General features: G+C 32.1%; 14 protein-coding genes. 13 read left to right on the top strand and 1 reads right to left on the bottom strand.

The window, feature by feature from the left end; all coding sequences use genetic code 11:
* The first annotated feature begins 14 nt into the window (after positions 1-14).
* On the top strand, positions 15-446 hold the full coding sequence (locus R6X41_RS18700; RefSeq protein ID WP_318501881.1) for a tellurite resistance TerB family protein: 432 nt from the start codon (positions 15-17) through the stop codon (positions 444-446).
* A 68-nt stretch (positions 447-514) separates the two neighbouring features.
* On the opposite strand, the gene fbp is transcribed toward R6X41_RS18700, so the two are convergent.
* The gene (gene fbp / locus R6X41_RS18695; RefSeq protein ID WP_318501880.1) at positions 515-1,528 is read right to left on the bottom strand and encodes a class 1 fructose-bisphosphatase; all 1,014 of its coding nucleotides are present in this window, start codon (positions 1,526-1,528) and stop codon (positions 515-517) included.
* 112 nt (positions 1,529-1,640) lie between these two features.
* Between fbp and R6X41_RS18690 the strand changes: the two genes are divergently transcribed.
* The 12 genes from R6X41_RS18690 to R6X41_RS18635 all read left to right on the top strand — a co-directional run bounded on the left by R6X41_RS18690 (position 1,641) and on the right by R6X41_RS18635 (position 12,773).
* A complete protein-coding gene (locus R6X41_RS18690; protein WP_318501879.1) occupies positions 1,641-2,120 on the top strand; it encodes a GNAT family N-acetyltransferase in 480 nt (159 codons plus the stop codon).
* Entirely contained in the window at positions 2,121-3,368 is a 1,248-nt protein-coding gene (locus R6X41_RS18685; protein WP_318501878.1) for an aspartate kinase, read from the top strand.
* 22 nt (positions 3,369-3,390) lie between these two features.
* The gene (locus tag R6X41_RS18680) at positions 3,391-5,244 is read left to right on the top strand and encodes a GNAT family N-acyltransferase (RefSeq protein WP_318501877.1); all 1,854 of its coding nucleotides are present in this window, start codon (positions 3,391-3,393) and stop codon (positions 5,242-5,244) included.
* Positions 5,245-5,563: 319 nt separating this feature from the next.
* Positions 5,564-8,227, top strand: a complete 2,664-nt coding sequence (locus R6X41_RS18675; protein ID WP_318501876.1) for an AsmA-like C-terminal region-containing protein — start codon at positions 5,564-5,566, stop codon at positions 8,225-8,227.
* A gap of 632 nt (positions 8,228-8,859) precedes the next feature.
* On the top strand, positions 8,860-9,051 hold the full coding sequence (locus R6X41_RS18670; protein WP_318501875.1) for a hypothetical protein: 192 nt from the start codon (positions 8,860-8,862) through the stop codon (positions 9,049-9,051).
* Between the two features lie 144 nt (positions 9,052-9,195).
* A complete protein-coding gene (locus tag R6X41_RS18665; protein WP_318501874.1) occupies positions 9,196-9,321 on the top strand; it encodes a hypothetical protein in 126 nt (41 codons plus the stop codon).
* Positions 9,322-9,537: 216 nt separating this feature from the next.
* Entirely contained in the window at positions 9,538-10,323 is a 786-nt protein-coding gene (locus tag R6X41_RS18660; RefSeq protein ID WP_318501873.1) for a DUF6973 domain-containing protein, read from the top strand.
* 4 nt (positions 10,324-10,327) lie between these two features.
* Positions 10,328-10,663, top strand: coding sequence for a hypothetical protein (locus tag R6X41_RS18655; protein WP_318501872.1), 336 nt, complete (start codon positions 10,328-10,330; stop codon positions 10,661-10,663).
* A gap of 159 nt (positions 10,664-10,822) precedes the next feature.
* Positions 10,823-11,188 (top strand): hypothetical protein, encoded by a 366-nt coding sequence (locus R6X41_RS18650; RefSeq protein WP_318501871.1) that lies wholly within the window; start codon positions 10,823-10,825, stop codon positions 11,186-11,188.
* A 361-nt stretch (positions 11,189-11,549) separates the two neighbouring features.
* A complete protein-coding gene (locus R6X41_RS18645) occupies positions 11,550-11,750 on the top strand; it encodes a hypothetical protein (RefSeq protein ID WP_318501870.1) in 201 nt (66 codons plus the stop codon).
* Positions 11,751-11,763: 13 nt separating this feature from the next.
* Positions 11,764-12,219 carry a hypothetical protein gene (locus R6X41_RS18640; protein ID WP_318501869.1) on the top strand — a complete coding sequence of 152 codons (456 nt, stop codon included), beginning with the start codon at positions 11,764-11,766 and terminating at the stop codon, positions 12,217-12,219.
* 128 nt (positions 12,220-12,347) lie between these two features.
* On the top strand, positions 12,348-12,773 hold the full coding sequence (locus tag R6X41_RS18635; RefSeq protein WP_318501868.1) for a hypothetical protein: 426 nt from the start codon (positions 12,348-12,350) through the stop codon (positions 12,771-12,773).
* Positions 12,774-13,419 lie beyond the last annotated feature (646 nt).

Genomic DNA, 13,419 nt, shown 5'->3' with positions numbered 1-13,419 from the left:
AAAAAATAAAAGATATGTCTTATTCAAAATTATTCGGTAGCGGTTTTACAGAACGCAATAAAGATCATTTTGCTGCTATTGTCCGTTTAGCTATGGATGATGGTGTTATTTCAGATGATGAGAAAGCATTTTTAGACCGATTAGCTAGAAATTTACACATTAATGAACATGATTATGCGAAGATTTTAATAGATTATAAATCTCATCCTATAAATCCACCACATGAGTATACACGTAGATTGGAACGTTTATACGACTTGGCACGTATGGTAAATTTAGACCATATAAATGGTGATAGTGAAGTCGTTTTACTTCAGAAAATTGGTATTGGTTTAGGTTTTACTACAGTAAACGTAAAGTATGTTGTAGATAAGGCTTTAGCTTTAGTTTCTAGTAATGTAGACTTAGATACTTTTGTAACTGAAATGAAAGAAATGAATAAATAAGTAGTATTTATTTCATTAAAATAATAAAAAAAGCGACCATTTAAAAATAGTCGCTTTTTTATTTAGAATTATTTTTTTATTGCGTTTCGCTCAAACTCTTCGGCTTTTTCAACCATGTTTTTACTTCCACATATAAAAGGTACACGTTCGTGTAATTCTGTTGGTTTTATATCCATAATACGATTAAAACCATCACTAGCTTTTCCGTTAGCTTGTTCTGCTAAAAATGCCATAGGGTTACATTCGTAAAGTAAACGTAGTTTTCCTTTTGGATTTTTAGAACTTTTCGGGTATAAATAAATACCACCTTTAATCATATTTCTATGGAAATCTGAAACTAAAGACCCTATGTATCGAGATGTATATGGTCTGTCTCCTTCTTCCATTTGGCAATATTTAATGTAATTTTTTATCCCTTGTGGGAAATGAATATAGTTACCTTCATTACATGAGTAAATATTTCCATCTTCAGGGAAAGACATATCAGGATGCGATAAGTAAAATGTTCCAATTGCAGGGTTTAATGTAAATCCGTTTACACCTGCACCTGTAGTATATACTAACATTGTCGAGGTTCCGTAAACGATATATCCCGCTGCTACTTGTTGGTGTCCTTCTTGTAAGAAATCCTCGATTGTAACAGGAGATCCTACTGGAGTAATACGTCTGTATACAGAAAAAATTGTTCCTACAGATACATTTACATCAATGTTAGAAGACCCATCTAAAGGATCGATTAAAACGACATATTTGTTTTGGTTATTAGAATCCTGACTGTTTATTGAAATAAAATCGTCTTCTTCTTCACTTGCAATACCACATACGATATTTCGCTTTTTAAGCGTCTGAATAAAGATATCGTTAGCGTAAACATCTAATTTTTGTTGGTCTTCACCTTGAATGTTTACATCTCCTGCAGCTCCGATGATATCAACCAATCCAGCCTTATTTACTTCGTGGTTTACAACTTTTGCAGCTAAACGTATTGAATTTAGTAATCTAGTTAACTCTCCTGTGGTGTATTTAAAAGCCGTTTGGTTTTCGATAATAAATTCACCTAATGTTTTGTTCTGTTTTGACATTTATTGGTAACGTTTGTTTTTACAAATATCGTGTTTTTTGTTAAACTATAACGTTTGAGTCAAAATTATAATCCATTCATTTTCCATATATTTGATGTCTTAAATAATAATTATGAATTTTAAAATAAGAGCAGCAAAAATTGAAGATATGTCAGGTGTGCTGCAGCTAATTTATGAATTAGCTATTTTTGAAAAAGAACCAGATGCTGTAGAAGTCACTCAAAGCGATTTAGAGCGCGATGGGTTTGGCGAATCTCCCTTATTTAAATGTTTTGTAGCCGAAGTAGAAAACCAGATTAAGGGTATTGCTTTGGTTTACAATCGTTATTCTACTTGGAAAGGCCCTATTATCCATCTTGAAGATTTAATTGTAAATAAAGATTACAGAGGTACAGGTATAGGTACAGCTTTGCTTGACGAAGTAATAAAATACGGTTATCAGAAAGACGTTAAACGCATAAATTGGGAAGTTATAGATTGGAATGAGCCAGCTATAGCATTTTATGAAAGTAAAGGCGCCACCGTTTTACGCGATTGGGATGTTGTGCAATTAGATGAAACGGCAATTAAAAACTATATCGGAAATTTGTAAATGAAGGTATTTAAATTTGGTGGTGCTTCTGTAAAAGATGCTGAAGGGGTTAAAAATATTACACATATTTTAAAACAATATTCAGATAACAACACGGTTGTTATTGTGTCTGCAATGGGCAAAATGACCAACGCTTTTGAAGTTGTTGTTCATAATTATCTCTCTAATAAATCAGAATTAGAAACGTCTGTAAAGAGTATAGAACACTATCATAACACTATTGTCTCAGATTTATTTTCAGATGTAAATCACGCTATTTTTAGAGCGATTCGAACTCTTTTTAAAGATTTAAGAGTCCTTTTAGAGATGAATACAGCTACCGATTATAATTTTGTATACGACCAAATTGTTGGCTTTGGAGAAATGCTTTCAACCACAATTGTAAGTCAGTTTTTAAATTATTCAGGATTACAAAATAGGTGGTTAGATGTGCGGGATTACATAAAAACCGATTCTAATTATAGACGTGCAAATGTAGATTGGCATGTTACCGAACGCTTAATACAGCCACTAAAAAAAGAACAATCAGTTTTTGTTACACAAGGATTTTTAGGAAGTGATACAAAAAACACTACAACTTTAGGTCGGGAGGGAAGTGATTATACAGCAGCGATTTTCGCGTATGCTTTAGATGCCGAAAGTGTTACGATTTGGAAAGATGTTCCAGGTGTTTTAAATGCCGATCCACGTCATTTTTTAGAAACTCAATTGTTAGTGCAATTATCTTATAAAGAGGCCATCGAGTTGGCATTTTATGGAGCGAGCGTAATTCATCCTAAAACATTACAACCACTTCAGCAAAAACAAATTACACTATTTGTAAAATCGTTTTTAAATCCTGAAGCAAAAGGCACAAAAGTAAATGCAGATTATGGCATTATTCCACAAATACCTTGTTATATTGTTAAGAAAAATCAGATTTTAATCTGCATTTCTTCATTAGATTTTTCTTACATTGTAGAAGAAAATATCAGCGAGATCTTTAATATTTTTCATGTTTCTAAAATGAAGGTTAATCTCATTCAGAATTCGGCAATTAGTTTTTCGATTTGTGTAGAAGATACTTTCAATAATATCGCGCTCGTTTTAGAGCATTTTCAAGTTAAATATAAGGTTACACATATTTCTAACGTATCGTTATACACAGTTAGACATTATAATACTGAAGCCATAGATTTAATCGAAAAAAGTAAAGAAATATTACTAAAACAACTTACACAACATACGTTACAAATAGTAACTAAATAAACAATTCACTACATTTGCGACCATGGCGAAACACAAAGAAGAGGGATTAGTAACAGCAGGTGAAGTAGCGAGTGCTATTAATTTAGATAAATTTGGATTTCTAGGCACTTTTGTGGGCTGGAGTCTAATGAAGGTTCTTAAAATTTCTACTATAAATGAATTTTACATCAAGAACAAACACCTTAAAGATGGTGAGTTTTTAGACCGTATTTTGGATGAATTCGATATTAAATTCGAAATTCCAGAAGAAGATCTTAAACGATTACCAAAAATTGGTGCTTTTATTACCGTGTCAAATCATCCCTTGGGAGGTATTGACGGTGTTTTATTACTAAAATTGATGTTAGAAAAGCGACCTGATTATAAGATTATGGCCAATTTCTTACTGAATCGTATAGAGCCTTTACAGCCCTATATTATGCCGGTAAATCCGTTTGAGGATAGAAAGGAAGTGCGTTCTAGTATTGCAGGTTTTAAAAATGCATTAGTGCATTTAAAAGCAGGGCATCCTTTAGGAGTGTTTCCTGCAGGAGAAGTATCGACGTATAGAGAAGGCAAGCTTGTTGTAGACAAGCCTTGGGAAGCTGCAGCTTTAAAGTTGGTACAGCGTGCCGAAGTTCCTGTTGTTCCTATTTATTTCCATGCTAAAAACAGTAAGTTGTTTTACGAATTAGCAAAGATTAGCGATGTCTTTAGAACAGCGAAATTGCCCTCGGAAGTCTTAACTCAGAAAAGGCGAATTATTAAAGTGCGTATAGGGAAGGCTATTCCTGTTTCGGCACAAAAGGAGTATGTAACTTTACCAGAATATTCAGAATTTTTAAGAAGAAAGACGTATATGTTGGCTAATGCTTTTGAAGAGAAATCGAAAATCTTAAATAGCTTAACGTCAACTTTAAATTTAAAATCAGCTAAGGCCCCAAAACGTATTGTAACTCCTGGAGATGCCGTTTTAATGGCCGAAGAAGTGCAGAAATTACGTGCTTTAGATTGCAGATTATTACAAAGTAAAAATTACGAAGTGTTTCTGGCAGCTTCTAAAGACATGCCAAATATACTTCGTGAAATAGGCCGATTAAGAGAAATTACATTTCGTGAAATTGGTGAAGGAACTAATGAATCAATCGATTTAGATAAGTTTGATAGTTATTATCACCATATGTTTTTATGGGACGACGATCAAAAAGTTATAGCAGGTGCGTATAGAATGGGCTTAGGTTCTCAGATCTTTAAGAAGTATGGAATCGATGGATTTTATCTCCAAGATTTATTCCGTTTCGAACCTGAATTACATAAAATGATGAGCGAATCCATAGAAATGGGACGTGCATTTATTATAAAGGAATTTCAGCAAAAACCAATGCCGCTTTTTCTTCTTTGGAGAGGGATAGTGCACACTACATTGCGTTTTCCTGAACATAAATATTTAATTGGAGGTGTAAGTATTAGTAATCAGTTTTCTAATTTTTCTAAATCTTTAATGATTGAGTTTATGAAATCTCATTATTACGATCCGTATGTAGCGCAGTATGTACACCCGAAAAAAGAGTTTAAGGTTAAGCTTACAGATGCCGATAAAGATTTTGTTTTTGATGCTACTGAGGCCGATTTAAACAAGTTCGATAAGATTATCGATGAGGTAGAACCGGGGAACTTAAGACTACCAGTATTACTTAAAAAATATATTAAACAAAATGCCAGATTAGTGGCTTTTAATGTCGATCCGTTATTTAATAACGCGGTAGATGGATTAATGTATATTAAAATTGCCGACTTGCCAGAAAGTACTGTCCGCCCCGTTATGGAAGAATTTCAGGAAGAATTGGAGCGTAAGTTTTCAAACGGAAATGGAGAGCCAACAGCGCCGACAACTTAATTAATATTAAAAAAACAAGAGTTAAATACTTTTGGACTACATAATTAATAAAAAGACTATCTGTAAAGGTGGTCTTTTTTGTGTTTAAAATACGTTGAATAACAGTCTTTTGATTGCGTTAATAATCATGTTGAAAACGTTCTAAAACTATTATAATTTTAAGTTCTTTTGTGTTACTTATTTAGAAACTCGGCCTGTTAAAATAAAAAGATTTCCAAAACATATAAACTTTTATTAAAGTGCTGTTAGATGAATAGAATAAGTGTCATTTTTGCAATACATTTCATTGCCCCATAATTAAGTAGAAAATAATATTAATATGAAAAAAACGCTCAAAATAGTAGGAATAGTAATAGGATTAATTCTTGTTATAATTATTGCAGTTCCTTTTTTATTTGAAGGAAAAATACTAGAAATTGTAAAGAGCACAGTAAATAAAAATATAAATGCAGAGTTCGATTTTGCAGATGCCGATATCAGTTTAATAAAGAATTTCCCAGATGTGTCTGTTTCAGTTAATAACATGAGTATTGTAAATACGGGTACGTTTGCTGGAGAAACTTTAGTATCTGCGAAAAATGCAAACATAAGTATTCCTTTTATGCAACTTTTTAATGGCGAAGGAGAGCCTTATACGGTAAACTCATTCAGTATTGATGGCGCTATAATTAATATCCTTATCGATGAAGAAGGTAATGTAAACTACGATATTGCAAAAACCGATACCGCTACAGCTTCCGTTAATAGTACTGATGCACCTAGTGCTGTATCTTTATCAGTTCAGAAGTATGAAATTACAAATTCGCAAATTAAATATTTGGATGAACAAGGAAAGATGTTTTTTGAACTCAATGATTTTAATCATTCTGGAACTGGAGATCTTTCTACAGTAAAATCTGAACTAGATACTAAAACAAGTGGTTTAATGTCTTTTAATATGGATGGAACAAACTATTTTAGTGCAACTCCAGTTCAATTAGATGCGAAACTAGGAGTTGATTTAGATCAAAATATTTACACGTTTTTAGAAAACAAAGCAATAATCAATCAATTAGATCTTGTTTTTGATGGGTTTATAAAACTTAATGAAGAGAGTCAAGATGTAGATATTACGTTTAAAACACCATCATCAGACTTTAAAAATTTCTTAGCGTTAATTCCTAAAGCATATTCTAAAGAGATTGAAAGTGTTCAAACTACTGGAGATTTTATTGTTCAAGGGCAGTTAAATGGAACGATAGACGAAACACATATTCCAGCATTTAATATCGCAATTACGTCTAATAATGCCTCTTTTAAATATCCCGATTTGCCACAATCGGTTTCTAATATTACTATCGATACCAAGATTGCAAATGAAACTGGTTTGTTAGAAAACACGTATGTAGATATTAATGCATTGACTTTTAAAATTGCACAAGACGTGTTTAGTGCTAACGCAACGATAAAAGACCTAATGGGGAATCCATTGGTAAAAGCGAACTTAAAAGGGCGAATTAATTTAGGTAATCTGTCGCAAGCTTATCCTTTTTCTGTAGAGCAACAATTAAAAGGAATTTTGGATGCCAATATAACTACGGCATTCGATATGAAATCTATTGAAGATGGGAGATATCAAGACACTAAAAATAATGGATCGTTAGGCTTAAGTGGTTTTGAGTTTAATTCTGAAGATATGAAAAATCCTGTGCGAATTTCTAAAGCAGGTATTACCTTTAATACTCAGAATGTCTCTTTAAATTCGTTTGAAGCCACTACAGGAAAAACAGATCTTTCAGCAAAAGGTTCTATAGAAAACCTATTAGGTTTTATGTTTAACGACGAAATGTTAAAAGGAAACTTTACGCTAAACTCCAATACGTTTGCTGTTAACGATTTTATGACAGAAAGTGTAATTTCTGAAAACACCGAAGTTGTTGAAACGACAAATCAATCTGAAATTGAAGTTACAACTACAGAAGCAATTAAAATTCCAGACTTCTTAGATGCTACAATTGTAGCAAAGGCAAATACAGTACTTTATGATAACTTGACGTTAAAAGAAGCTTCAGGAACTTTGTATGTAAAGGATGAAACTGTGACCTTAAAAGATTTTAAATCGAGTTTATTTGGCGGACAAATTGCTTTAAATGGAGCGGTGTCTACCAAAGCAGAAATACCAACTTTCGATGTGAAATTGGGTATGCAAAGTTTTGATATGGCACAGTCTTTTAAAGGCTTAGATATGTTGAAAGCTTTAGCGCCAATTGCTCAAGCTTTTAAAGGGACTTTGAACTCTAATTTTGAGATTAAAGGAAATTTAACTAACGATTTTACGCCTAATCTTAGTACGATTTCAGGAAATGCATTAGCCGAAATGCTTGTAACGGATGTCGATTCTAAAGACAGTAAAGTATTGAGTACGTTAGTAGATCGTTTAAAATTTTTAAATTTTGATGAAGGTGAAACTAAAAAAATAAATACAACCTTAACGTTTAACGATGGGCAAGTTCAAGTGAAACCATTCAACCTTAAATTCAAAGATATTGATGTTGAGGTTGCTGGAAGTCATGGTTTCGACCAGACGCTTAATTACAATGCCACGTTCGAGGTTCCTGCTAAATATCTAGGCACGGAAGCTAAAAACTTGTTGGCAAAATTAAACGATACTGAAGCCGAAAATATTACAGTACCAGTAACAGCTAAAATAGGAGGGAGTGTTGGAAGCCCATCTATAACTACAGATTTAAGTGCAACAGCAACGGCATTGACAAATAAGTTAATCGAGATGCAAAAAGATAAATTATTAAACGAAGGTAGCAAGAAAGTAACAGAGGCCTTAAGTGGTTTTCTTGGTGGAAGCACATCTAAAGATTCTACAAGCACGAGTTCGACTACAAAAACAAAAGATTCTTTAAGTTCTGATAATATTAAAAAAGCAGCCGATAATTTATTAAACGGCTTGTTTGGAAAGAAAAAGGAAAGTAGCGCTACAGGAGATTAATCTAGAGTTAGTACCTGATTTGTAAATATTATAACTGTAAATAGAAAAACGCTGAAGCTATTAAGTCTTCAGCGATTTTTTATGAATTTAAACTATGATTTTTAGGCTATAATTTTGGTGAATAGGTTGTTCAGTCGTTACTTTTAATTGCGGTTTTCCCGTAACACAAAATATTGAATTTTAGTGTTTTAGATGAACGGAGCATTTTTTTAACATTTCAAGACTCAGCCTCTTTTTTTTTTAGGTTTACGAAGTTGTGAGTAATTTCTTAAGTTATTGAAGTCTTGAGTTGTTATTTACAATATAATCGATCTAAAACTACCAAGGGTTTTAAAAACTTCTATAAAAAGATACAAGACCATTAATCAAGCAGTATTTAAATTTAGATCTAATGAAAAAACTAATGTTTAAAAGTGCATTTATTTTAACCAAAATAAGAGTGCTATCCTTATTTATTATAGTAATAATAACCTTTACTAATTGCCGAAAAGACGACAATTTGGATCAAGAAAGTGCAATGGCACCAGAAGTACAAGAAAGCGAAATAAATATTAGGAAGCTTACATTGGAAGATCTTAACCAAATAGATTATCTAAAGAGGCCCTTGAAAAAAAATGGTGGAATTGTTGGATGTGAACAAAAGCGAAAGTGCTAGAATTTATACTACAGATGAATCTTTTACAGTTTTGACCGATGAGATTGTTGAGGCAACCACACCAAACTCTGTATCCTTTAGCTTTAATACAAAAACTCCCTTGAATCCTGATGCCGAATTTGAAAATTTAGTGCTTTATAAAAAAGAGGGTGAACCATTTAAATATTAATTATATAGTTATGTTTCTTATTATAATAATGAACAACTAAATTATTACCCAATAAATCGTATTGAATTAGATGGAGATAACCTAGGTTTAAATACGTTAGCCGAAAGTCTTACTTCAAGGGTGTTATTGTACTTTAATGGGTGTATGTGGAGTATAGACAATAATGTTAACGGCGGGATAAGTATTACATTGCTTTTTTGTACTGGAAGTGGTGGTGGCGGAATAGGAGGAAATGGGGGCAGGTGGACTGCCATGAGATTCTTCTCCTGAAGGAGCTATAGATTGTGAATGGATAATGGCAGGTGTGGTTCTTGGAAAATGTATTTATCATCAGCGCTGTACAGATTATTATGGGAATCCTTACATTTATTCAGTTCAACAAGGTCCTTGTGACGGGGGAGAAGTTGATTATACTGATAATGATGATTATGGAGGCGATAACGAGGTAATGATGGCGATAATGGAGATGTTGGACCTGTAGATGGATTGTCCGGAGGTGGTGGTTCACCTCCAGGAGATGATAATGACGACGACGATGAAACAGTAGGGTTAAATCCGCCAAGAAATGTTGATCAGGAAATTTTAAATTGTTTTTCTAGTGTAGGATTACTAGTAGACACTTCAAGTTTAACATTTAATCAACGGCGTAATTTAGCTAATTATTTACGTAGTGATAATAACGATGAGCCTTTCGATTTTTCTGGAACAAATTGTAGTGACCCTGAGGCGTTGATGAAGGCTTATTTAATATATCAGGCAATGATTGAGGGAGGAGATGTGAACTTTGAGGATTTAATATATGTTTTGGAGAATGAGCAAGAATATACAGATTGGATGTCTAATGATGAAAAGAACCTGTTTTTAACATTAAACAAGTCTGAGCAATTACTTTATTTAGCAAGTGCGAAACATGCATTAGATGAAACGGAAAATCGCTACCTAACACTATGTGAAAGGTATAATGGTAAAGGGGATGCTTTTCGACATGCTTATTGGAATGCGCTTTCTTCTTCCAGAATAGGTGTTGGTTTAACTAATTTGTTAACTACTCGTCATGAAAATAAACCACCAGAATATCCATATCATTGGAAAGAAAATGAGATGGATCTCTTTAATAATCGTGTAGGAAGAGATATTATTGCTAATGGGTCAACAAATATTTTGCAAGATTTACAAGATGCTATTAATAATGGGAATTTGAGGTATTTAAATAATCAGGGTTCAAACTGCTTTGCTACATTTTCATCACAATTAACTCCTACAAATCAATAAAATTATGAAAAATTATATCTTACTTTTAGCGCTCTCAATTTTTCTATTGATCTCATGTAGCAGTAATGAAAGGAAATTAATAATTGACGATTTTTCAAAAAAATTCACGGACACTCTTGTTCCTCAAGAAGGAAGAGGATATGGAGCAGCAGTTTATGAAATTAATGGAGAAGCCAATGACACTATTATAATCAGATTTAACGGTATTGAAAAAAGATACTATGGTTCATTTAAATACAAATTTAATATGGATTATTATGGTGGTAGGGCTGTTGGTTTTGAGTTTGATCCTTATCTAGCCAAAAAAGGAAAAATAGATATTAAATATGGTATTTATTGAAGTTTATAATTATGATAAACTATTAAAATATGCATTGTTTTTCGAGTACAGAGCTGCTGGTTAACACGTCTACTTTAACGTTTAACCGACTAAGCACATTGACTTATTAGGCAGTCCAATATACAATATCAAGGATATGAAAAAGTAAACCATTATAATATGAAAGCAAATAAGATAGTTTTACTTATTATAATCATAAGTAGTTTGGGTTGTAGATCACAAGTCAGATCAGATAAATTACTTGATGTTGTTGAAATCTCTAATTTTAATTATGGTAAAATACATTTATCCTTTAATGAGATAGAAGAGTTATCAAAAGCTACGGGGGTAGAAAAAAGATTTTTCACCTCTTGTATTTACTATCAATCAGGAGAACAAAGGGTTTCATTTCCTATAAATGACAAATACTTCAATCATGAGTATTTTGAAAATATAAATTATGATAGCCCAAGAAAAGCAAACCTATACGTAAAAAAATATATTAATGCAGGGAAAGAATATGCAGTCGCAATTAAAATTGAATGAATTTATACTAAAGGTAATAGATTATTTTAGATGAAATATCAATGATTTTGTTGATAATACTTCTTCTGAATCTTACTGTGAAATCTCAGCTATTTGTCAACAAGAAACCAATTTATGGAACTCTGCCAATCCTTTGGGTGCTATTGTTAAATTGGATAACGGCCCAGGGAGCTAATGACGGTGTAGTTGTTGTGCAGATTACAATAGCAATTATTGGCTATTTATAACGCTGGAAGCTCCCTATGATAGTAACCATCTTGTTTTTGGAACACGACAGTTTGGAATAGAGCAAATGGCTAATGGTTCATACAACATATATGTAAGAGGTGTTGATAGGTTTAATAGTCGAATTTCAGAGGCTATGATAGATTTATATACAGACCCTTTTACATTTGCAGATAACTTATGGAAAAGTTTCCAACAAAAAACTAATCATTTTATTAATAATAATGGAGGAACATCTTCAATCACACCGCCAATTACAGATAATCGTCCTGATTGGGAAGAAGTAAAGGATGTTTTACAAGGTAAAAAACCTATTAGTGATTTAGAGTGTAATTAATAGACATAATAAAATGAAAGAAAAATTATCAAAAATTGTGATTGGGATGCTGTTTTTTTTTATAGCAGGAGTAATCTTAATTTGGCTGGATATCATTAATCTTAGTTCTTTTTTTGGACATATTGTCGGCTACTTATTGCCTTTTGTTTTAGCACTCAATGCAGTTAATATTTTTTTATTTGCTAAAAGTAAAGAGTATAATATACTGGAAAAACTTGTTTTAGGTACATTGTCATTTTGTATAATAGCTTGTTTGATTTATCTTGTGTCAATTTCTTTGGGTATTGCAAACCCTATTTATAGCTATGTATTTATTTATATTGTGTTTCCTTATATTTTTTTAATTTTTTTTGGATATATTTTCTTTTTAATCAAAGAACGTCAATTTTCAAAAAGCAATTTTTTTTCAAAAATGATTTTTTTATTAATTATACTAATAGGGATTCTCTTCATAAACTTATTATTTTAATAAGTAGAGTCGATTTTAAGCAACGTAGGTTTTTCAATAATTTAACCGACCCGATGGGGAAAAAGTAAGAGATGTGTTACAAGGGAAAAAACTATAAGTAATTTAGGGTGTGATTAAAAGTCAATAAAATGAGAAAGTATATCTATATTATTTTAGTTTTAAGTCTTAACTTTTCTTTTGCGCAAAAAGAGCAAGCAGTATATCTTTCATTTAATTCTAAAAACGACGAATTTTGCCAAGTTCAAGAAAAGGATAGAGGAAGGTATCATGCTGTGGAAAACACAAAAAAGTATTTGAAAATTGAACAAAAAAACGGGGAAATCGATTTTTACATATGCAAAGAACTATTTACATCAAAGAAAGAAATAGACACATGCGATAGAACGTATTTAAATAAGATAAAAATTTCTAAAATAGAAGAGTTAAAAAAAGTTGTAGATAAGACTAATCCGCTTTACCCTGATAAAGTTTTCCCTAATTTGTATTTAGTTGAAGAGCTAAACGATACAACGATTATAAAACATAAAGTAAGATGGAAATATTACATTGAATAAATACTGCGTATAACAAACAATGTATCCGATAAAAAATAGCAGATAAGAGTGCCTAGTTAGCGTTCGTCTATAAAGTGTAAATTCAAAAAGTGAAACTCTGGTGGCTCGGGGGCGCAATGCATATGGCAACTTAAAATTTATCCTGACATTGATACCTATAGAAGCAGTACAGAGAATTGCTATGATGACACCGTTGTTGTAGTTGAGATTGGTATCATTTTTTTTATTTAGCTGTTACAATACGAACAGTACTAGATATATCGGGTAGATTTCTAGAGAGACTTTGTCTAACGGTTTATGCTACAGAGTTTTATGAGGATTTATCTTGGGCTGGTCTTATATCTTTTTCTGAAGAAGGAATTACACAATACTATTATGCTTGGCAAAACTTCAAAACTTCAATTAATGAAACAGAATCAGAGATTCCAGAAGGAGAACGAACCTACGATGGGAACTCAACTATTATAAGTTAAGAGTATGGACTATCTAATAATAATTCAGGCATAAATTGTAATTAATTATTAAAAATCAATCCTGTCCTAAATAAAATTAAGGCGCACTAATTTTAACCATTTTACTGGTTTAACCATTAATTTTTGTGTTTTTTCAAAATAGAACCCCTTGCATATAATTATTTGCAGGGGGT

Origin of the sequence: Formosa sejongensis, from assembly GCF_033447105.1 — a bacterium.
Taxonomy (GTDB): domain Bacteria; phylum Bacteroidota; class Bacteroidia; order Flavobacteriales; family Flavobacteriaceae; genus Formosa.
Note: the sequence above shows the minus strand (reverse complement) of the source record. Positions and strands in the feature narration are given on the sequence as shown.

Excerpts from the sequence above, each read along its gene's own strand:
- R6X41_RS18640 (WP_318501869.1), top strand. The coding sequence starts at position 11,764 with ATGAAAGAAAAATTATCAAAAATTGTGATTGGGATGCTGTTTTTTTTT.
- R6X41_RS18675 (WP_318501876.1), top strand. The coding sequence starts at position 5,564 with ATGAAAAAAACGCTCAAAATAGTAGGAATAGTAATAGGATTAATTCTT.
- R6X41_RS18650 (WP_318501871.1), top strand. The coding sequence starts at position 10,823 with ATGAAAGCAAATAAGATAGTTTTACTTATTATAATCATAAGTAGTTTG.
- fbp (WP_318501880.1), bottom strand. The coding sequence starts at position 1,528 with ATGTCAAAACAGAACAAAACATTAGGTGAATTTATTATCGAAAACCAA.
- R6X41_RS18680 (WP_318501877.1), top strand. The coding sequence starts at position 3,391 with ATGGCGAAACACAAAGAAGAGGGATTAGTAACAGCAGGTGAAGTAGCG.
- R6X41_RS18685 (WP_318501878.1), top strand. The coding sequence starts at position 2,121 with ATGAAGGTATTTAAATTTGGTGGTGCTTCTGTAAAAGATGCTGAAGGG.
- R6X41_RS18635 (WP_318501868.1), top strand. The coding sequence starts at position 12,348 with ATGAGAAAGTATATCTATATTATTTTAGTTTTAAGTCTTAACTTTTCT.
- R6X41_RS18645 (WP_318501870.1), top strand. The coding sequence starts at position 11,550 with ATGATAGATTTATATACAGACCCTTTTACATTTGCAGATAACTTATGG.
- R6X41_RS18700 (WP_318501881.1), top strand. The coding sequence starts at position 15 with ATGTCTTATTCAAAATTATTCGGTAGCGGTTTTACAGAACGCAATAAA.
- R6X41_RS18690 (WP_318501879.1), top strand. The coding sequence starts at position 1,641 with ATGAATTTTAAAATAAGAGCAGCAAAAATTGAAGATATGTCAGGTGTG.
- R6X41_RS18665 (WP_318501874.1), top strand. The coding sequence starts at position 9,196 with ATGTGGAGTATAGACAATAATGTTAACGGCGGGATAAGTATTACATTG.
- R6X41_RS18655 (WP_318501872.1), top strand. The coding sequence starts at position 10,328 with ATGAAAAATTATATCTTACTTTTAGCGCTCTCAATTTTTCTATTGATC.